Here is an 18,034-nt window from a genome sequence, read left to right on the forward strand (position 1 = left end):
TTTGAATACATTGAAACTTGGTATAACCGAAAAAGACTGCATTCTACACTGGGGTACTTGTCCCCAGAAGAATTTGGAAAAAACTTAAACAAACAAAATATTGCAGCTTAACCGAATGTCTACTTTATTGTTGCAATTCCATAGTGCACAGTACTCCGATAGCACCAATTACCATATCCTACTCTCATCCACCGGATCAATTAATAAAACAAATGACACTAGGGCATACCTGTTAAACAATTCTTTAAACTTCGGTCTTAAAAAAAAGACTATTGTTCTTAATACCAGCAATACCTGGTTATATGGTAAGCAGAACAATGAAGTTAGCAACAACGATTTTTCTTCTACCTTGAATTTTAACCTGTATAAAAGCTTCAAGGACTTCTATTATTGGGGGCTACTTAATTACAATACCAGTTTCTCGCTTAAAATCAATCACCAGTTACTTGCCGGATTGGGCATAGCCTATAGCATTATAGATAAGGAAAATACTTATATTAATATGAGCAACGGCCTACTCTACGACAAAAGTAACTTGTTAGCTGACCAGATATATGATACCTATCGAAACTCCTTCCGCTTCCAGTTTCACTTTGCTATTAAAGAAACTATTTCCATCGACGGCAGTAATTTCATACAAAGCGCATTCGGCAACCGTCACGATTACATCATTCGCTCTAATACAGCCTGGGCATAAAAATACGCAAATGGATAAGCTTAACCACAGCTTTTAATTACAATAAAATGAACATCACAAACAGTGAAAATTTTAATTTCACTTATGGATTAACCATCGACAAGTATTTTTAATTCATCATTAAAATGTAAGCTTAACTTTAGCATTAATCCAATCACTACAGTTATAGTCATATAGGTACGTATATAATTGAAAACCAAAATACATCAACTGATGAACATCTTAAAACTAAAAACATTAAGTAGTATAGCTGCTGTGCTTTTAATAAGCAGTACAACTATTCAGGATATTTTTGCACAAAGAGGTCGTAGCAGTAACGGTGGCGGTGGCAGTTCAATTAGCCGTCCTGCCCCATCCAGAAGCATCACACCATATCAGCCACGCTCCTTTCGAGGCAACGCCGACCGCTCAGCACCACCTAGTAACATTCAACGGAACCACAACCGTGGCGTACAAAACCTTAACCGGTCCAGGGTGAATCCTAATAACACTGATAACAACAGAAGGCCCAATTACTCCGGCCGCCCTACAAACTACCGGGGACCAGTTAGTTCCAGACCTTATTATGGCAGACCAGGTTATGTTTACAGATACAGATCTCCGTTCTACGGTCGTTTCTATAACTACTACAGGCCATATATTGGGTTTAGCTTAAGTGTATTGCCATTTGGTTATTATCCATTCTATTTCGGTAACATCCAATTCTTTTACTCTGGCGGATTGTTTTACAGGCAAAATGATAAAGAATACAAAGTTGTAGTGCCTCCGGTTGGTGCAGAAGTGCCAAACTTACCAAAAGAAGCTCAGGAGGTAACTGTTAACGGTCAGGTGTTTTACGAATACAAAGGTGTTTACTACATGGCCCGTGAAAATGCAGAAGGGAAAACAGTTTATGTTATTGCAGGAAAAGACGGCATCTTAAATACAACCAATGGTCAGGTACCGGCAGATGACACTAATGATGCTGTTAGAGTTGGCGACGAAGTGGACCAACTGCCCGAGGGTAGCGCTGAAATTTCCTTAAAAGGTGCACAATATTATGTTTCACCCGACGGTGTGTACTATGAAAAAGTATTTACCGACGATAAGGTGATTTATAAAGTCGTAGGCCTATAACATTCTTAACTTTTTTTTATACTTTCGCCGCCCGGCAAAGTATAAAAAAAGTTTTTGATGAAAAAGATATTATATGGAATTGATTTCGGCACAACGAATTCAGCATTATCCATTTACGATGAAGAGAGGAATGAAATTCTAACCACTATATTGATTCCCTCGCTCCTTTACTTTCCAGAAGAATATGCTACTGAAGGGTCGACCAACCATGTGGTTGGCGAAACTGCTATTTCTGCCTACCTTGAAGATGGAATGAAAGGAAGGTTTATCAAATCTATCAAACAAATTCTTTCCAGAAGCAGCTTTACGGAAACCCGAATTCAAAACAAGCGATATAATGCCTCACAGCTGGTTGCATTAATCCTCATGGAACTTAAAGCCAGGGCCGATGAATTCATTGGGCAATCTTGCACTAAAGCCGTAATCGGACGCCCCGTATTCTTCGACGACGACAATACTTCAAAAGATACGCTGGCACAAACCCGGTTAAACAAAGCGGCAGAACTTGCCGGATTTGACCAGGTTCGATTTCAGTTTGAACCTATCGGGGCTGCTTTTACATATGAAAAAACGTTAACCAAAAAAGAACACGTACTGGTTGCCGATCTCGGTGGTGGTACAACAGATTTTACTTATGTGGTATTAGATCCTGATAAAACCGGAAACATTGACCGCAAAGAAGATCTGGTGGCCTCTGGCGGTATTTACATTGGCGGAGATAGCTTTGACTCTGCATTTATGTGGGAAAAATGTACACCCTATTTTGGTAAGTATACGCAGTATGAGGCAACCCCAGGTAAAGTGCTTACTGTTCCTAAATCTCTATTTGCCAATATCTGTACCTGGGACAAAATTAATTTCTTCAATGGCATTAAAATAAAAAAGGAAATTGAAGATTATTACTACTTTTCCGGAAATGACCGTAAATTCAAAAACCTGATCACTTTAATTGACAACAATCTTGGTTATTCAGTATTTCAAGCCATTGAAAAAACTAAGATAGCTTTGAGTGATCAGGATAACTCCAGTTTTACATACAATAATATGGGGATTGAAATTAATGAAGATGTAGACATTGTAGAATATGACCGCATTATCGACAAGGACCTGCTGAAAATAAAGAATTACCTTAGTCACTTCTTGAGTAGCCATAACATCCAGGAATCCGCTATCGACAGCCTGTTTTTAACCGGAGGAACCTCACAGGTAAGGGCCATACAGCACCTGTTCAAATCTAAGTTCCCCCATATTAAAGTAAACTCAGGCGATAACTTTACCAGCGTAGCTAAAGGTCTTGCCTATAGTAACTATTTATTTGAGGAAAGCATTTAAGCCAGTGTATCGGAAGAAAGATACTGGGAAATCTTTTTATACAGTTGATCAGGAAGAAACGGTTTTACCACAAGATCGTCTATCCCAGCATCTTTTATCATCTGGTGAATTTCTTCGGGCAGATTTGCCGTCAAAGCGATGATAGGCAATACAACACCGTTTTCCCTCATCTTTTTCGACGCTTCGTAACCATTCATCACCGGCATATGAAGATCCATCAATATGACCTGGTGTTTATTGGTGTCGAGTTGATCTAACGCCTCTTGCCCATCTTTGGCGGTATCAACTGTAGCGCCCCACTGTTCGAGGAATTTACGAGCCACCATAACATTAATCAGGTTATCGTCTACTAACAATACCGTAACACCATCTAATGGCTTTATGGCGACCGGCGCAAGCTTTGCTGCATCCTGTCGTTCGATTTCTTTACCCTTTAAAAAGCGCTGCTCAAAATAAAACTCCGATCCCCGACCTTCCTCACTTATCAGTTTTAATGACGAATCCTGCAACTCCAATATACGTTTTGAAATGGCTAGGCCTAAACCTGTGCCCCCAAAACTCCTCGAAATGGAAGAGTCTGCCTGCGTAAAGCGCTCAAAAATACGTTTCTGATTCGTTAGGGGAATGCCAATCCCAGTATCTTTTACAGTAACCTTAAGTAAAGCTTCAGTTTCATTTTGCTCCACAATCTCCAAATTTACAGATACATATCCTGCATCGGTAAATTTGACGGCATTGTGCAATAAATTTGCCAATACTTGTGTAAATCTCGTCGGGTCACCAATTAACAGGTGTTTCAAATTCGGATCTACTTCAAATTTTATGTCGATATTTTTATCTGCAGCTGTAGCACTCAAACCTGATACGATGTGTTTTATAATACTGCCTACATTCATGTCCAGGCGTTCAAAAGTAATCTTCCCTGCTTCTATCTTATTATAATCTAAGATATCATTTACAATGACTAAAAGATTGTCGGCCGAGAACAGCATTACCTTCAGGTAGTCCTCTTGGTCGGGCCGCGGATTACTATTGAGTAACAAGTGGCTCATCCCTATTACCGCATTTAATGGCGTTCTGATTTCATGACTCATGGTACTTAAGAACTCACTTTTTACCAATAAGCCTTGTTCAGCATCTGCTCTTGCTTGTTTCAGATCGGAATATACACGATGTGACAGAATGAGCGACTGCAAAAAGAAAAAGGCAACGTAACAGCCAAAACTAAGCAGTTGATAACGTTCAATAAATCCCCAATAGTTTAGTAAGGTTAAGGAGAAAATGGTCATGAGGGCAATTGCGCTAATTAGTGTGTAAATAGCGCCCGAACGTTTCCGCCTGTAAGCAATAGCATAGACGTATGGGACATAAAAAATGCAAAATGTTGCCACCAGTAAAAATGGAGTCATCAACTGCGTAAAATAATATGGGCTGAGGATAAGTGTAAGAAATGAGAAAGAAAAACTTATAACGGTAACATAGCCAATAACCAATTTGTTGACATCCTTAGGGTAAAGAAAGCGGGTGTACAAGCCAAAAACCCCTATACTCGAAAACAAAGTGATATATTCCAGACGTACAGTAATAAACCAGCTAACACCTGGAAAGACCGTATGCAACAAATAGTTATCTACACCAATGATGCGGTAACTGAATAATAAACAAAATATTGCAAAAAGCAGGATAGTTTTATCGCGGTTGCCAACCATATACAGGCTCATAAAAAAGATACCCGCCATCATCAGGCAACCCGTTAGCAGTAAATCAATGGAATTGGAACGGTGAGCTGCCTGAACAAGCTCCATTTGTTTTCCTATAACAATAGGTTGAAAAATACCGCCCTTTTCATGTATAAAGTTGGCAATGTGTAAGGTAAGCCTTAAGGTGTCTTTGCCAGGAGGAATATTAATTAAATTAGGATGCCAATAAGGTTCAAATCCATCAGCTGTAGTACTAATTTTCCCATTTGACGAAACATGTTTACCATTAATAAAAAGTTTATAGGCACTATAGGTGTCTGGTATCTTCAGACTCAGGGAATCCGAATTTGGTGGAAGCAGTACGTTGAGCTCGTAGGTCGCATAACCAAATGATGGATGTTTCGTACCGTCGGCTTGTTCATCAGTCCACCTGAATGGAAAATCCACCAATTTTCCCTTTTGAACAGTCGTTGAATTAGGATCCAGTAATACCTTCCAATAAAAGTTCCATTGCCCGTTTAAAAGTATACTTTCTGAGAGCGATTGCTGCCGTAAATCAATGGTACCGTTTTGGGCTATTGGCGCAACAGTCATAGCCGATAACCCACAGGTAATTAGACTGATAAGCAGGACAAACAAGGCAGCAAACTTTTCTACTTTCATTTGCATAAAAGTAGAAAAAATTTGCTTTATTTCTTGACCACTAATTTTTCTTCATTAATTTCTTTTATTGGAAATATCTGCTCATTACCATCATGAAAATCAATTACTAGAATATCACCGTCAACATGCCAAGAACCAGTAATTTCCTCTGGAACATCATTCCTACCCGGTTGAAACCCTGACACTTCCCCATTTTCCTTAAGATCAAATTGGTTTCTTCCGCGCGACCGGTTAAAAGCAAAACCTGAAGGCCGAAAAACTTGTTCCTGGTCGTTATCCTCTTCAAAAGAATGCGTCCACTTTCGCTTCAGTTGTTCCAGTTCTATATCATTCATAAATTTCAGTTCGTTCGTTCTGTATTAGTGAAGCCCTGGGGCCAAGCATGGTGGCACTTATCCTGGCTACCTGCCCTTCAGTAAACATATACATACTGTCATCGTCCACGTAATCCATGTAATTCATAAACATATCGCCGTGTGGTCCATTATCGCAGGATATCGAAGGAAAACTTGGCTTCTGATAATTTGGCCCCAATTGGTTTGGCGTATCCTTAACATAATCAGAGTCGGAACAGGAACTGCCCCTGCCCTCGCCAAAAATATGCGACAAATTTAGATAATGACCCACTTCATGGGTCGCGGTCCTGCCTAAATTGAATGGAGTCTGTGCAGAACCCATGGTTCCAAATGCACGATAATCTATCACTACCCCATCTGTTTCCACAGGCCCACCTGGAAACTGTGCATAGCCAAGGATCGAGTTGCCAAGGCTGCACACCCAAATATTCAAGTAACGATCCGTTGCCCATGGCGAAATACCATCCCTGGCGCTGTCTTTCACCTGGTCGTCTGTACCAAAAGATTCTACCATAGTTTCCGTCCGGGTAATCCCATTGGTAGGTTCACCATTTGGCCCCACCTTGGCCAGCTCAAAACCAATGAGCGAATCAGCTACCAGGCCAGACCACACTTCCGGCACCTTGCTCCGGTCGGGATTCATGGCCCTGAAATCTTCATTTAGCACCACTATTTGGCTATTGATCTGTTCCTCACTGATGTTTTGTGTTTCATCGTGATACACCACATGCACAACTACCTGTATTTTTACAGGCTCGCTCAGCCGGAAAGACCTGCTTTGGTCTAAAAGGGAATTAATGTGGTTTTCAATAGAAGCCTGAGCTCTTCTATATTCCGGGAACGCTTCTACCTGTCGGTTAAACACCTCCATGGTTGCGCAGTTTCTAACTTTTATGCCATCTGCCATCGCCTGATTGGTTAAATAATTTCACAAATCTGTCACCTGTTGTTAATCAAGAATATACATCACTACATTACGGTGATAGCACACAAAAATGGCACCAGAATATGGTGCCACAACGGGTATTTTGTAAAAGAAAAATATAGCTAATTTTAACCGTGAATAGCTTCCCTGTTACCGAAACTTTGAATTAACTCCCCTTCAAACTCCAGCCATTCCTTCCATCTTTTCTCCACATCCACATCGATGGTGTATTTGCGTGCAAAATTGAGAAAGGTGGTGTAATGGCCAGCTTCAGAAACCATCAGTTCATGGTAGAATTTCGCCAGTTCGGCGTCTTTAATATTGGTCGATAACACACGAAAACGCTCGCAACTTCTGGCTTCAATCATCGCTGCAAAAAGTAGCCGATCGATAAAAGCTGAGTTTCTGCTGCCGTCTTTTTTACTAAATTTCACTAAGCGTCCCACATAGTCGTCTTTACGCTCACGTCCCAGGGTATAACCACGTTGCTTAATAATAGACACAACCATTTGAAAGTGCTCCATTTCCTCAATGGCAATGGCAGTCAATTCTTCCACCAAATCTAGGTGCTCAGAATTATTGGCAATAAGGGTAATAGCATTAGTTGCTGCTTTTTGTTCGCACCAGGCATGATCGGTCAATATTTCTTCTAAATTTGATTCCGCAATATTGGCCCAACGTGGGTCTGTTAGTAGTTTTAATCCAAGCATGTGCTGATAAATATAATCTCCACTGCCAAAATTACATCTATTTTGCATAAAACTTTAAAGGAATGAAGGAAAACAATATCTTGATTATTGGATTGGTATGGCCGGAACCGGGTTCATCGGCAGCGGGCACAAGAATCATCCAGCTCATCCATGTGTTTCTTTCCGCAGGGGCCAGGGTCACATTTGCCTCTGCTGCTTCCAAAAGTGATTTCAGCTACGACCTTACGCAACTGGGGGTAACCGAACAACCGATCACCCTCAATGACCCAGGTTTTGATACATTTATTAAAGACCTTAATCCAAGCCTGGTGTTGTTTGATCGTTTTATGATTGAAGAACAATATGGCTGGCGTGTGCAGCAGGAATGTCCTGATGCGTTAAGGGTGTTAGACACGGAAGACCTTCATTGCTTACGTCATGCCCGTCAACAGGCCGTTAAAGCCACAAAATCTTTAAGCACCGCTGATTTATTTACAGATGTGGCCAAACGTGAAATTGCTGCAATTTTACGCGCCGACCTCTCGCTAATCATCTCCGAGGTGGAGATGGATATCCTGGAACAACAATTCCGTATAGACCCGGCAATAGTATACTACCTCCCATTTTTGGAAGACGAACTAACGGAGAACAGGGTAAAGGCCTGGAACAGTTTCGAGGACCGTGAAGGTTTTACTTTTATCGGAAACTACCTGCACGAACCTAACTGGCACACGCTGCAAACGCTAAAAACCCAGGTTTGGCCTGTGTTACGCACTAAAGTTCCCGGCGCCAAACTCCATATCTATGGAGCTTATGCCAGCCAGAAAGTGCTGCAACTACACAACGAAAAGGAACGTTTTCTTGTACATGGACGCGCAGCCGATGGGCGTGAAGCCCTGGCTAAACACCGGGTGCTGCTTGCCCCTATTCAATTTGGTGCTGGTGTAAAGGGTAAATTTATTGATGCCATGCAGGTCGGCACGCCCTCCGTCACCACCACTATGGGTGCCGAAGCCATGAAAGGCGACCTGGAGTGGAACGGTTACATTACCGACGACCCTACAACGTTTCTTGAAGACGCTGCTTCCTTATACCAAAATAAAGCACAGTGGTTACATGCGCAAGAACAGGGTCGTCTGATCATTAACGAACGTTATAGCAAGACAAAGTTTACAACCGTTTTCCTTGATAGAATAAAACAGATAATCGCCAATTTGCCCATGCACAGGCAACAGAATTTCTATGGGCAACTGTTACAGCACCATACAGCAAACAGCACTAAATACATGTCTTTGTGGATTCAGGAAAAAAATAAACATCAATAACGGCTGTATTTATCTTACCAGGTCCTTGTAAACTGCAATGCGATGTGTTCTCACCGTATACGGTATTTTATCCTTGCTGTTACTCACCTGGAAACCAATGGTACCTGATGCCTTTTTAGGCATATGGCAGTCAATACAATTATCGGCAATGATGGCACGGTCTTTAGCAGCTAAAGTAGGATGTGGTGTTTGATCATGGCAACTTTTACATTGGTTAGAATAAACCGTTAAACTTACTTTCTGTTCACCATGGATATCATGGCAGGAGATACACTCTGTCTTGCCGACTTTAAAACAGGCACTTGCTTCCAGTAATTGTGTCTGGTAACCATGAACATCCGGGTCCTGCCCGGTATAAGTGCTGTATTGCGGCAAACTCTTTAAGGTATCACCAGGTTTAAATGTGAAAGTGGATGTGAGCGACTGAAGTTCTACCCCGGAGTGGCAGACCCCACAAGCATCTATCCGGCGGGCTAAGGGCAATGATTTATAGTTCACCATGTATTTAGCTTCTTTTACTTCCGGATTCTCCTGGTGAAATTCTACGTGTTTCACCGCAGGCCCATGGCAACGTTCACAATCAATACCGGCAATTAAGGACCCATTAACAAACTGTTCCTCAATTTTCAGGTCGGCCGTTTGAATTAATTTTTTGTCCACCGATGAGCTGTGGCATTCGAGGCAACGTGCAATGATGGGCCGGCCAAAGTAAATCTGTTCCTCCGGATAACCCGGACTGTTTACCCACTGGTGTTCCTGCGTCAGGTAGTTGAGGGGCATCTGCATCAGTTGGTTGTCGTACCAGAAAGCAAAGGTGTACGCGGAATGTCCTGAGCCAAACACAAAATCAATTTTTTCCGCCTTTGCTTCTTTTCCATTAATATAGGCTACCTGGTAAAAAGTATTATTGCGTTTCTCTAAACCTACTTTAGTTTTTTCATTAAATACAAACTCTCCTTCAGGAAGCCCGAGAGAATCAGTGGCTGCAGCACCGTTTAGCGCTCGCGAGGTATTAAAATGTGCATTGTGTGCATAGGAATCACCCACTGCCTTATGGCAACTTACACAGGTGGCACTGCCTGCATATGCAGGTCCCCGGCTATCGGGTACTTTGACTTTGGTCTGTGTACACTGAACAATCACCACCAGCAGCGACGACATTAAAAACAGGAAAAGCACCAGACGTCGTTGACCCATGTGAGCGTAGGTTAAATTTGGTTAAAGATATTCCACTAAAAGTAGGGAAAGCAACTGAAGATAACAAGATTAAGGCAGTAGTTTCAGCAATGCCGCAACTTCCTTTTTTGACAGCACCTTTGGGGTAAAGGTAATGGCGCTTAATGGAAGATCGTCTTTGTTTGTTGGCACGGCATTAATGCGACCAGCCACATCCATTCCATCTACTACCTCGCCAAACACCGTATAATCGCCATCAAGGTGTGGCGTTCCTCCTATAGTGGTATACATTTGTTTTTGCAAAGCAGAGAATTTCAATCCCTTCTTTTTTTCAATGGCTTCCAGTTGCTCAGCGGTATGTTGTTTGCCCGCCACCAGGTAGATCTGCGTGAAATAAGAACTTTTCTCCGGATTATCATTCCTTCCGGCACCAAGGGCTCCTTTCTTATGGATCAATTCAGGTACCAGCTCCGCATCAATACGTGATATCGGAACGTCAGGCTGTTTCGCCTCACGTTCCAGAATGACGTCATCTAGTTCACCACCCTGGCTCACAAAACCCTTGATCACCCGATTAAATGCAGCCCCGTTAAACAAACCTTTGTTGATACTTTGCAGGAAAGCATCACGGTGTTTCGGCGTTTCGTCATATAAACGCAAAGTGATATTACCTACATTCGTTTGTAAGCGAACAAACCGGGATTGCGCAAATCCACTTAGCGCAATAAAATTAAGAGCAAGCAGGAATATGGTCCGTTTCATGAATTAAACTTTAGGCAATTGATACCCATTATGATATTCAGACAATAAATATTTGTCATTCACCTGTTTATTGGTGAAATTTTTAGAGTGGTCATCCCAGGTTAATTTTTCTCCGCTGCGAAAGGCAATATTTCCCATCTGTGCAACAGTGGCTACATGTGCACCCGCCTGAATAGAACAATTTAACTCGTCTTTTTTTCTGCTTCTAATACATTTGAAGAAATTAACCATGTGGTTGTCCAATCCGTTATCCGATGCTTTGACAAATGGTTTACTCACTTTATTACCACTTTGTCTCTCTTCGATTACTTCCCAGCCACCACGGTTCAAAATTAAGGTGCCATTGTTACCAATGTAGGCAATACCATGGTCGCGGTTGTACGAACCATTGTCAATACCCATTGCTGAATCCCATACCATGTTAAATTTGTCAAACTCATACAAGGTGGTAAGTGTATCCGGTGTTTCCTCATACAAATCCGGGTAAGCAAAACGTCCACCTAAGGCAGATACGGTTTTCGGCACAGGCATACCCATGCCGAGCAAACCATAGTCAAGTAAATGCACACCCCAGTCTGTCATTAAACCACCCGCATAATCCCAAAACCACCTGAAGTTGAAATGGTATCTGCTGGCATTAAAAGGACGTTTTTTTGCTGGCCCCAACCACAGGTCATAGTCAACACCCGTAGGTGGCGTGGCATCAGGCACTACGGGACCTGGTTTCATCCAGCCCTGGTAACACCATACTTTTACTGTTCTGATGTTGCCTAATTGCCCGCTTTGTACAAAGTCGACCGCATCTTTAAAGTGTTGCTGGCTGCGTTGCCATTGCCCGGCCTGCACCACTTTATTGTATTTCTGCTGTGCAGCAACCATTGTCCTGCACTCTATTATAGAGTTACCTACTGGTTTTTCTACATATACATCTTTCCCCGACTGACAGGCATGGATCATCATTAAGGCATGCCAATGATCTGGCGTACCGATAATCACTGCATCAATATCCTTTCTGTCGAGCAAGGGACGATAATCATTATAAGTTTTTACTTTCGTTGCGTCCACATTGAGGTCTTTCAGTTCACCCATGCGTTTTGCAATTACATTCTGATCAGAATCACACAAAGCCACCAGGGTTACGCCTGGCACTTTTATAGCGGCTCTTAAATTAGCCCAACCCATTCCGTTGATGCCAATAACACCAATATTAATCTGGTCGTTAGCACCTATGGTATGTTCATATAATGCATATGCCGGATTGTCGAGTGCGGAAAGTAATACAGTGCTTCCTAAAGCCCCTGCGCTGTTACGGATAAAATTTCTTCGGTTTAACATTTGGTTATTTCAATGGTTTGAAAAAGTAAATTACAAATATTTTTCACCTAAATTCAGGCCGGCATAAAATTGTTATATAAAATTTCTATTACTCAAATGAAACCACTTCATGTCTTTTGCTTCCTCCTGCTGCTCCCAGCCACCATATATGCCCAGCAAACCGGCGCTACACAGCACGTTGACACCGGTGTGTCGTTAAATCTTGCCACAGCACGTAGCAACAACATCAGTCAATTGAATTACCAGCTTAATTTGATATTCCTGCCTTAAAAACAGAGGACATTAATGGAACAGCAGCCATCCGTTTGAAATTGGCCAAAGTACCGGACCTGTTACAACTGGATTTCAAAGCCACCGAAAAACAGGTTAAAACCATCACTGTTAATGGGAAGAACATTCCTGTGCAATTGAAGTCCGAGCACCTGTTCATTCCTTCACCGCGAAACGGATCTCGATAAATTAGGTCGCAGCGTCGACCCTATTTTCGTTGCCCATTTTGATGCCATTCAGTTTATGGAAAACTTGAGCGGTATCGCTTATCCGTTCCAAAAGATTGGCTTTGTTACCATGCCTGACTTCCAGTTTGGTGGTATGGAACATCCCGGTGTGATACATTACAAAGCATCCAGCCTGCTTTTAGGCGAAGGCGCCACCGTAGACCAGTTTATCTCGCGTTCTAACCTCATTTCACATGAAATAGCACACATGTGGTTTGGCGATTTGGTGACCATGAAATGGTTCAATGATGTATGGATGAAAGAGGTATTCGCAAATTTCATGGCCAATAAAGTGACGGAAAAACTGATGGGCACACCAACCTTTAACCTTAGATTTCTGCAAGACCATTACCCGGCTGCCTATGGTGTAGACCGCACCCGTGGTGCCAACCCTATCAGGCAGCAACTCGATAACCTGCAGGATGCGGGCACCATGTATGGGAATATTATTTATCACAAAGCGCCCATCATGATGATGCAGCTGGAGAAACTGATGGGGCCCGAGCCTTTCCAAAAAGGAATCCGTGAATACCTGAAAAAATATGCTTATCAAAATGCCACCTGAAACGACCTCATTGCGATCATGAGCAATCACACCAAAGACGACCTTTATGAGTGGAATAAAATCTGGGTTAACCAAAGTGGCAGGCCGGTATTTGGTTACAAAGCTGATTATTCCCGCAATAAAATCAACCGTTTTGTCATCTCAGGAAGCAGAATCGGGTCCATCGCGCTACTGGCCACAGAATTTTATGCTGAAATTGATTTACGCTGACCGGAGTGAAATGATCCCGGTCAACATCAAAGGCAAAAGCATTGACATGAAGGAAATGAAAGGTTTGAAAAAACCTCTGGCCATTTTATTTAATGCAGATGGTACGGGCTATGGCAGTTTCCCGCTGAACAAAGCCCTGATGGACTCGGTGTATGCCCTTAAAAGCCCGCTTGAAAGGGCTGCTGCCTATATCAACGTTTACGAAAACACCCTGTCAGGAAAAACCTACCAACCTATGGACCTGCTGAAAATATTTAGCAAGGGCCTTCAAGAAGAGCAACAGGAAACCAACCTTAAGCTGCTAACCGGTTATATTACCAACCTCTACTGGAATTATATTAGCCCTGAACAAAGGTTTACCTACAGCACTATACTCGAAGAACAATTGTGGACAGCCATGGTAGCGCGAACACAGCGTAATGAGAAAAAGATTCTGTATTATACCCTTGAAAACACCTATTTAAGCAAGCAAGCTGGACAAAAGCTTTACACCATCTGGCAAACCCAACAGGCACCTGCAGGCGTAAAACTTATTGAAGATGATTATATATCATTGGCCTTAACACTCAGCCTTAAAACCGATACCCCAACGACAATTATAGACCATCAAATTGCCAGGATGGATAATGAAGACCGCAAAAGCCGCTTGCGCTATTTGAAACCGGCCTTATCTTCCCGAGTAGAAGAACGTGATGCTTTCTTTGAGCGCCTGAATGTACACGAAAACCGTAAGAAGGAATCCTGGGTGGGTACGGCATTGGGTTACCTCCACCATCCGGTGAGGCAGCATACCTCCATAAAATACCTGCCGAAAAGTTTAGCGCTATTAGCGGAGATCCAGAAAACAGGAGATATATTCTTTCCAACAGCATGGCTTTCCACTACTTTTGGTGGTTACCAGAGCAAGGAAGCGATGACAATCGTTAATGACTTTTTAGCGCAACATCCAGATTATAAACCTAACCTCCGCGGAAAAATATTGCAAAGCACCGATCATTTATACCGGGCACAACAGCTGTTGAAGCACAGATCGTCGGTTCAGGAATAGTGTCTAGACCAGGGCTCAACCAGCGGTTATAAGATTACATAATGGTAGGGCTACCTCCTACGTAAAAACTCCGTATCACGTGACGCATTTATCGAACGTGGTACGGAGTTGGTACTGAACTGCTACGGATTTGGCCACAACAGTTTATCAGGCCTGGTTGGGCAAAGCCCAACCAAAAGTGGGGTTATTTCTTTGCAGGGGTAATTACAATTTTCCTGAATTCAATTGGACCATGATCACCCTGGATATAGATTGGGCCTGGTTCACCTTCCTTGCTATCTAAAGCACCACCGGTAATACCGGGAATTTCCTGGTTGCTGATTACGGTTTTACCATTGGTTTTTACAGTCACCATCCTGCCAATCAGGGTAACTTCCATCGTTTGCCATTGATCCGGGCCCAGTGCTACTATTTCACTTGGGGTTAGAAATCCGTAAATACCACCAAACAAAACATTGGACGGATGTGTATTTTTATCGCTATCTTCTATTTGTAATTCATGTCTACCTCTCAAATACACACCACTGTTACTTCCTTTAGGATATTTAAACTCCAGGTATAACTTGAAATCATCAAACTTCTGGTCGGAAATAAGGTTGGACCCAGATTTAGGACTGGTCAGTACGCCATTTTTAACCACCCACTGATTTGGTCCTGCGGCTTTCCATCCACTAAGGTCTTTTCCGTTAAATAAATTGATAGGTTGGCCCCAGGTCACAGCCCCGGTTCTTTTTAAATAAGGCGCGCGAACACCGGTCCATGTATGTTTTTTTCCTTCACTGGTCACTAACGTGCCACTGATCTTACCATCTTTCAATTCACCTTGTATCACAAAATCCTGGTCACCACCTTCCCATTGTGGAGGCAAGCTGAAACTAAATTCACCCTGGTCAAAGTTTACCTTGGATACCGGTCTGGCACTTCCAGAAACACCAACAAAATAACCAACCAGGGTGCGGGAACCTGAAAGTTTAACCTCAAGCCAGGAAGGTACGGCTTTTCCGTTTTCATCCATGGTAATGTCCCAGCGGCCGATCAGGTCTTTAGCTGTTACCGTTTGCTGAAGTTGGTAAGTTGACGATTTATCGCTCGCCATTAAAGTACTGCCCATTCCAAAGCTGAGCAAAGCACTTAAACCGAATACAAGATATTTTTGTTGCATATGATTGAAATAAGCCATCAAGATAGAACATATTTTTCTAACATTCCTCCTAAAATGCCCTTTCCAGCCTTTAAATCAATGCAACAATTGCGTTAACTTCAGTCTGGATGCCATTTGAACACTTACTTTTTTCAGGCAATGGTCCAGCTAACCACTTACTGGCGACTGAATTTTATCGTCCTTAAAACTATTGAAAGGCTGCTTTTCAACGGCCAGCATCCTGTGGTAATTAACATAGGAAACGATTAGAATCGCCAGAATAACCAAAGGGAATATAGCCTGCCCGCCTATGCCATCAACCACGCCATGGCTGATACTGGCAAACACAAAGTCGAACGCAAACCCTGCATAGGTCCATTCTTTAACACGTGGAGGGAGTTTTGGAATAATCAACAACACAGAACCTAATACTTTAAACACCACCAGGGCGGTTCCGAAATAGGCAGGATAACCGAGGTGGCGGATTCCCTCCCTGGCGAGTTCTGTATCATAGGACAATAAAGGCATTACTCCTTCAAACAATACAATGAAAATGGTACTGATCCAGAAATAAATTTTATATTTTTTCATCGTTCAAGTGATTTATAGTTTGGGGTTCGTTGATTATTTTAATGATGTTATCAAGTTGGTGTAAATGCCGCCGGGTGTGAATAACGGTAAAGCCTAACCATTCCAAACGGGTAAACGGGCCGTTTTCCGGAATGGCAAATGCCAGGCAGAGTTTCGATAAATCGGTAGAAAGTAATGCTTCTCGTTGTTGATCCAGACGTTGTTTTAGTCCATCGAGCAAGTCTGCTCTTACAAGATACTGCGTTGATGGATGAACTTCTTTTGGAGCTGCCATCTTAATGTTCAAATTTTCGAACGCCTGTTTTATCGGCGCCAATTTCTGATCCGGTGGACGGTTACATTCTTCAACCTGTCCATGAAGGATATGCATAATTTCGTATGATTTATACAAATGATCGCCAACCTGGGCGGCGGTCCAGCTGCCAGTAAAAGGCACCCTGTTGAGTTGCGCCTCATCCAGCGGGGATAAAAGTTGTAACAATTGGTTAGCAACCTGATCAAATTCTTGCAATAGTTCAGTCCTTGTCATCACAGTAATTATTAAATCTTCAACCCAAAGATAACGAGCACATTGGTTCAATAGACAATGTGAAAACGGCAATCGTGGGGGTTGATTACGACAGTACTATTACGTAACTTTAACTAACCAAAAAAATCCAATTCTGATCTAAACCTATACGTATGAAACAGGTAACCATACTTATTCCCAAAGGCCATACCAGCATGGTGAACATCGCTGGCACACACCAAATGTTTTCCTTTGTTAATGAGTTTCTGGAACAACAAGGTAAAGCGCCGCTCTTTCATATACAGCTTGCTGCCGCAGAAAAAAGCACCGTTCAAACGCACGGCATGTTTTCCATTAATGCAGATTTACTGTTAGACGACATTGAAAAGACTGATCTGATAATCATTCCCGCCATCCATGGTGATTTTGAAGTAAACCTGGAAAATAACGCGGCTTTAATTCCCTGGATTGTAAATCAATACCATGCAGGTGCAGAAATAGTAAGCCTTTGTGTTGGCTCTTTCTTCCTGGCTTCAACCGGACTACTGGATGGCAAGAGTTGCTCTACCCATTGGCAATACGCCAACGAGTTCAGAAAGCGCTACCCGAATGTGCTGTTAATGGATGATAAAATCCTTACGGAAGCCGGTGGAATTTATACCAGCGGTGGGGCCTACTCCTTTACCAACCTTATTGTTTACCTGATCGAGAAATATGCTGGCCGCGATATCGCGATCCTAGCGGCCAAAGGTTTCATGGTTGACCTTGACCGTAATAGCCAGTCGCCATTTACCATATTTTCTGGCCAGAAGAACCATAAAGACAGTGACATCCTGAAAGCACAGGATTATATCGAAAAGAACTTCCAGGAAAAGCTAACCATTGAAAGTTTATGCGAACAGATGGCCTTAAGCAGACGAACCTTCGAAAGACGTTTCAAAAAAGCCACTGCAAATACAGTATGGGAATACCTGCAACGTGTTAAAGTAGAGGCCGCAAAAAAGGAACTGGAGATGGGTAAAAAGACAGTAAATGAAGTGATGTACAATGTGGGCTATAGTGATCCTAAAGCGTTTAGGGATGTTTTTCGGAAGATTACCAATATGACGCCGATGGACTATCTGAATAAGTATAACGCGCAGATGACGCCAACTTTTTAACGGTAAATTTGTTTATGCTCATATGAAGCACAATACCCAATTTCCAAGATTGTTACTCCTGTCAATCTGCCTGTTATGCTGGTCGTGCAACAATAAAATAGGGCGTACGCTGTTTAAACAAGCTACGCCACATGAATCCTACGCCGAGCAACTCAAGAATGCAGGATTAAAAGAAAGCACATTGTACAAGTTATGGATGGAATCTGCTGAGCGAAGTTTAAGCCAGCCAGTAAGCATC

At 42.4% G+C, this 18,034-nt stretch carries 22 protein-coding genes; 12 read left to right on the forward strand and 10 right to left on the reverse strand.

All coding sequences use genetic code 11. From position 1 onward, the window contains the following. The 4 genes from ACR2F3_RS06295 to ACR2F3_RS06310 form a co-directional block, all read left to right on the forward strand. A partial coding sequence (locus tag ACR2F3_RS06295; protein ID WP_432709149.1) for an IS3 family transposase occupies positions 1–111 on the forward strand: 111 nt, incomplete at its 5' end. A gap of 4 nt (positions 112–115) precedes the next feature. Beyond that, positions 116–697, forward strand: coding sequence for a DUF481 domain-containing protein (locus ACR2F3_RS06300; RefSeq protein ID WP_432709129.1), 582 nt, complete (start codon positions 116–118; stop codon positions 695–697). 213 nt (positions 698–910) lie between these two features. Continuing rightward, positions 911–1,813: a DUF6515 family protein gene (locus tag ACR2F3_RS06305; protein ID WP_432709130.1), complete on the forward strand. Its 903-nt coding sequence runs from the start codon at positions 911–913 to the stop codon at positions 1,811–1,813. A 57-nt stretch (positions 1,814–1,870) separates the two neighbouring features. Continuing rightward, complete coding sequence (locus ACR2F3_RS06310) at positions 1,871–3,145, forward strand: Hsp70 family protein (protein WP_432709131.1); 1,275 nt, start codon at positions 1,871–1,873, stop codon at positions 3,143–3,145. On the opposite strand, the gene ACR2F3_RS06315 is transcribed toward ACR2F3_RS06310, so the two are convergent. The 4 genes from ACR2F3_RS06315 to ACR2F3_RS06330 all read right to left on the reverse strand — a co-directional run bounded on the left by ACR2F3_RS06315 (position 3,142) and on the right by ACR2F3_RS06330 (position 7,499). Then, positions 3,142–5,508: an ATP-binding protein gene (locus ACR2F3_RS06315; protein ID WP_432709132.1), complete on the reverse strand. Its 2,367-nt coding sequence runs from the start codon at positions 5,506–5,508 to the stop codon at positions 3,142–3,144. The two genes, ACR2F3_RS06310 and ACR2F3_RS06315, sit on opposite strands and share 4 nt — an antisense overlap. 26 nt (positions 5,509–5,534) lie before the next feature. Further along, positions 5,535–5,843 (reverse strand): lipocalin family protein, encoded by a 309-nt coding sequence (locus tag ACR2F3_RS06320; RefSeq protein ID WP_432709133.1) that lies wholly within the window; start codon positions 5,841–5,843, stop codon positions 5,535–5,537. After that, positions 5,836–6,771, reverse strand: a complete 936-nt coding sequence (locus ACR2F3_RS06325; protein ID WP_432709134.1) for a zinc metalloprotease — start codon at positions 6,769–6,771, stop codon at positions 5,836–5,838. Before ACR2F3_RS06325 ends, ACR2F3_RS06320 begins: the two co-directional genes overlap by 8 nt. 146 nt (positions 6,772–6,917) lie before the next feature. Continuing rightward, a complete protein-coding gene (locus ACR2F3_RS06330; protein WP_432709150.1) occupies positions 6,918–7,499 on the reverse strand; it encodes a tRNA-(ms[2]io[6]A)-hydroxylase in 582 nt (193 codons plus the stop codon). Positions 7,500–7,561: 62 nt separating this feature from the next. Between ACR2F3_RS06330 and ACR2F3_RS06335 the strand changes: the two genes are divergently transcribed. Then, the gene (locus tag ACR2F3_RS06335) at positions 7,562–8,803 is read left to right on the forward strand and encodes a glycosyltransferase (RefSeq protein WP_432709135.1); all 1,242 of its coding nucleotides are present in this window, start codon (positions 7,562–7,564) and stop codon (positions 8,801–8,803) included. Positions 8,804–8,812: 9 nt separating this feature from the next. Here ACR2F3_RS06335 and ACR2F3_RS06340 read toward each other — a convergent pair whose 3' ends face one another. The 3 genes from ACR2F3_RS06340 to ACR2F3_RS06350 all read right to left on the reverse strand — a co-directional run bounded on the left by ACR2F3_RS06340 (position 8,813) and on the right by ACR2F3_RS06350 (position 12,076). Beyond that, positions 8,813–10,000 (reverse strand): multiheme c-type cytochrome, encoded by a 1,188-nt coding sequence (locus ACR2F3_RS06340; RefSeq protein ID WP_432709136.1) that lies wholly within the window; start codon positions 9,998–10,000, stop codon positions 8,813–8,815. A gap of 69 nt (positions 10,001–10,069) precedes the next feature. Next, entirely contained in the window at positions 10,070–10,741 is a 672-nt protein-coding gene (locus tag ACR2F3_RS06345; RefSeq protein ID WP_432709137.1) for a peptidylprolyl isomerase, read from the reverse strand. A 3-nt stretch (positions 10,742–10,744) separates the two neighbouring features. Then, positions 10,745–12,076 (reverse strand): Gfo/Idh/MocA family protein, encoded by a 1,332-nt coding sequence (locus tag ACR2F3_RS06350; RefSeq protein WP_432709138.1) that lies wholly within the window; start codon positions 12,074–12,076, stop codon positions 10,745–10,747. Positions 12,077–12,172: 96 nt separating this feature from the next. On the opposite strand from ACR2F3_RS06350, the gene ACR2F3_RS06355 reads away from it, so the two are divergent. From ACR2F3_RS06355 to ACR2F3_RS06375, 5 genes are read left to right on the forward strand one after another with little or no spacing between them, the layout of a single operon-like run. Next, the gene (locus tag ACR2F3_RS06355; RefSeq protein WP_432709139.1) at positions 12,173–12,346 is read left to right on the forward strand and encodes a hypothetical protein; all 174 of its coding nucleotides are present in this window, start codon (positions 12,173–12,175) and stop codon (positions 12,344–12,346) included. A gap of 41 nt (positions 12,347–12,387) precedes the next feature. Beyond that, a complete protein-coding gene (locus ACR2F3_RS06360) occupies positions 12,388–12,534 on the forward strand; it encodes a hypothetical protein (RefSeq protein ID WP_432709140.1) in 147 nt (48 codons plus the stop codon). Positions 12,535–12,589: 55 nt separating this feature from the next. After that, entirely contained in the window at positions 12,590–13,138 is a 549-nt protein-coding gene (locus ACR2F3_RS06365) for a M1 family aminopeptidase (protein ID WP_432709141.1), read from the forward strand. An 18-nt stretch (positions 13,139–13,156) separates the two neighbouring features. Next, positions 13,157–13,348 carry a hypothetical protein gene (locus ACR2F3_RS06370; RefSeq protein ID WP_432709142.1) on the forward strand — a complete coding sequence of 64 codons (192 nt, stop codon included), beginning with the start codon at positions 13,157–13,159 and terminating at the stop codon, positions 13,346–13,348. Further along, on the forward strand, positions 13,326–14,396 hold the full coding sequence (locus ACR2F3_RS06375; RefSeq protein ID WP_432709143.1) for a hypothetical protein: 1,071 nt from the start codon (positions 13,326–13,328) through the stop codon (positions 14,394–14,396). Before ACR2F3_RS06370 ends, ACR2F3_RS06375 begins: the two co-directional genes overlap by 23 nt. 184 nt (positions 14,397–14,580) lie before the next feature. Here ACR2F3_RS06375 and ACR2F3_RS06380 read toward each other — a convergent pair whose 3' ends face one another. From ACR2F3_RS06380 to ACR2F3_RS06390, 3 genes are all read right to left on the reverse strand, one after another. After that, complete coding sequence (locus ACR2F3_RS06380) at positions 14,581–15,558, reverse strand: 3-keto-disaccharide hydrolase (protein ID WP_432709144.1); 978 nt, start codon at positions 15,556–15,558, stop codon at positions 14,581–14,583. Between the two features lie 147 nt (positions 15,559–15,705). Continuing rightward, a complete protein-coding gene (locus ACR2F3_RS06385) occupies positions 15,706–16,128 on the reverse strand; it encodes a DoxX family protein (RefSeq protein ID WP_432709145.1) in 423 nt (140 codons plus the stop codon). Continuing rightward, the gene (locus ACR2F3_RS06390; protein WP_432709146.1) at positions 16,115–16,657 is read right to left on the reverse strand and encodes a DinB family protein; all 543 of its coding nucleotides are present in this window, start codon (positions 16,655–16,657) and stop codon (positions 16,115–16,117) included. The genes ACR2F3_RS06385 and ACR2F3_RS06390 overlap by 14 nt, the downstream gene beginning before the upstream one ends. A gap of 152 nt (positions 16,658–16,809) precedes the next feature. On the opposite strand from ACR2F3_RS06390, the gene ACR2F3_RS06395 reads away from it, so the two are divergent. Then, positions 16,810–17,796: a GlxA family transcriptional regulator gene (locus ACR2F3_RS06395; protein WP_432709147.1), complete on the forward strand. Its 987-nt coding sequence runs from the start codon at positions 16,810–16,812 to the stop codon at positions 17,794–17,796. Positions 17,797–17,818: 22 nt separating this feature from the next. Continuing rightward, the coding region (locus tag ACR2F3_RS06400) for a hypothetical protein (protein WP_432709148.1) at positions 17,819–18,034 on the forward strand (216 nt) is incomplete at its 3' end.

It is taken from the genome of Pedobacter sp., assembly GCF_045627485.1.
Taxonomy (GTDB): Bacteria; Bacteroidota; Bacteroidia; order Sphingobacteriales; family Sphingobacteriaceae; genus Pedobacter.

Excerpts from the sequence above, each read along its gene's own strand:
- ACR2F3_RS06300 (WP_432709129.1), top strand. The coding sequence starts at position 116 with ATGTCTACTTTATTGTTGCAATTCCATAGTGCACAGTACTCCGATAGC.
- ACR2F3_RS06305 (WP_432709130.1), top strand. The coding sequence starts at position 911 with ATGAACATCTTAAAACTAAAAACATTAAGTAGTATAGCTGCTGTGCTT.
- ACR2F3_RS06310 (WP_432709131.1), top strand. The coding sequence starts at position 1,871 with ATGAAAAAGATATTATATGGAATTGATTTCGGCACAACGAATTCAGCA.
- ACR2F3_RS06315 (WP_432709132.1), bottom strand. The coding sequence starts at position 5,508 with ATGAAAGTAGAAAAGTTTGCTGCCTTGTTTGTCCTGCTTATCAGTCTA.
- ACR2F3_RS06320 (WP_432709133.1), bottom strand. The coding sequence starts at position 5,843 with ATGAATGATATAGAACTGGAACAACTGAAGCGAAAGTGGACGCATTCT.
- ACR2F3_RS06325 (WP_432709134.1), bottom strand. The coding sequence starts at position 6,771 with ATGGCAGATGGCATAAAAGTTAGAAACTGCGCAACCATGGAGGTGTTT.
- ACR2F3_RS06330 (WP_432709150.1), bottom strand. The coding sequence starts at position 7,499 with ATGCTTGGATTAAAACTACTAACAGACCCACGTTGGGCCAATATTGCG.
- ACR2F3_RS06335 (WP_432709135.1), top strand. The coding sequence starts at position 7,562 with ATGAAGGAAAACAATATCTTGATTATTGGATTGGTATGGCCGGAACCG.
- ACR2F3_RS06340 (WP_432709136.1), bottom strand. The coding sequence starts at position 10,000 with ATGGGTCAACGACGTCTGGTGCTTTTCCTGTTTTTAATGTCGTCGCTG.
- ACR2F3_RS06345 (WP_432709137.1), bottom strand. The coding sequence starts at position 10,741 with ATGAAACGGACCATATTCCTGCTTGCTCTTAATTTTATTGCGCTAAGT.
- ACR2F3_RS06350 (WP_432709138.1), bottom strand. The coding sequence starts at position 12,076 with ATGTTAAACCGAAGAAATTTTATCCGTAACAGCGCAGGGGCTTTAGGA.
- ACR2F3_RS06355 (WP_432709139.1), top strand. The coding sequence starts at position 12,173 with ATGAAACCACTTCATGTCTTTTGCTTCCTCCTGCTGCTCCCAGCCACC.
- ACR2F3_RS06365 (WP_432709141.1), top strand. The coding sequence starts at position 12,590 with ATGGAAAACTTGAGCGGTATCGCTTATCCGTTCCAAAAGATTGGCTTT.
- ACR2F3_RS06370 (WP_432709142.1), top strand. The coding sequence starts at position 13,157 with ATGAGCAATCACACCAAAGACGACCTTTATGAGTGGAATAAAATCTGG.
- ACR2F3_RS06375 (WP_432709143.1), top strand. The coding sequence starts at position 13,326 with ATGCTGAAATTGATTTACGCTGACCGGAGTGAAATGATCCCGGTCAAC.
- ACR2F3_RS06380 (WP_432709144.1), bottom strand. The coding sequence starts at position 15,558 with ATGCAACAAAAATATCTTGTATTCGGTTTAAGTGCTTTGCTCAGCTTT.
- ACR2F3_RS06385 (WP_432709145.1), bottom strand. The coding sequence starts at position 16,128 with ATGAAAAAATATAAAATTTATTTCTGGATCAGTACCATTTTCATTGTA.
- ACR2F3_RS06390 (WP_432709146.1), bottom strand. The coding sequence starts at position 16,657 with ATGACAAGGACTGAACTATTGCAAGAATTTGATCAGGTTGCTAACCAA.
- ACR2F3_RS06395 (WP_432709147.1), top strand. The coding sequence starts at position 16,810 with ATGAAACAGGTAACCATACTTATTCCCAAAGGCCATACCAGCATGGTG.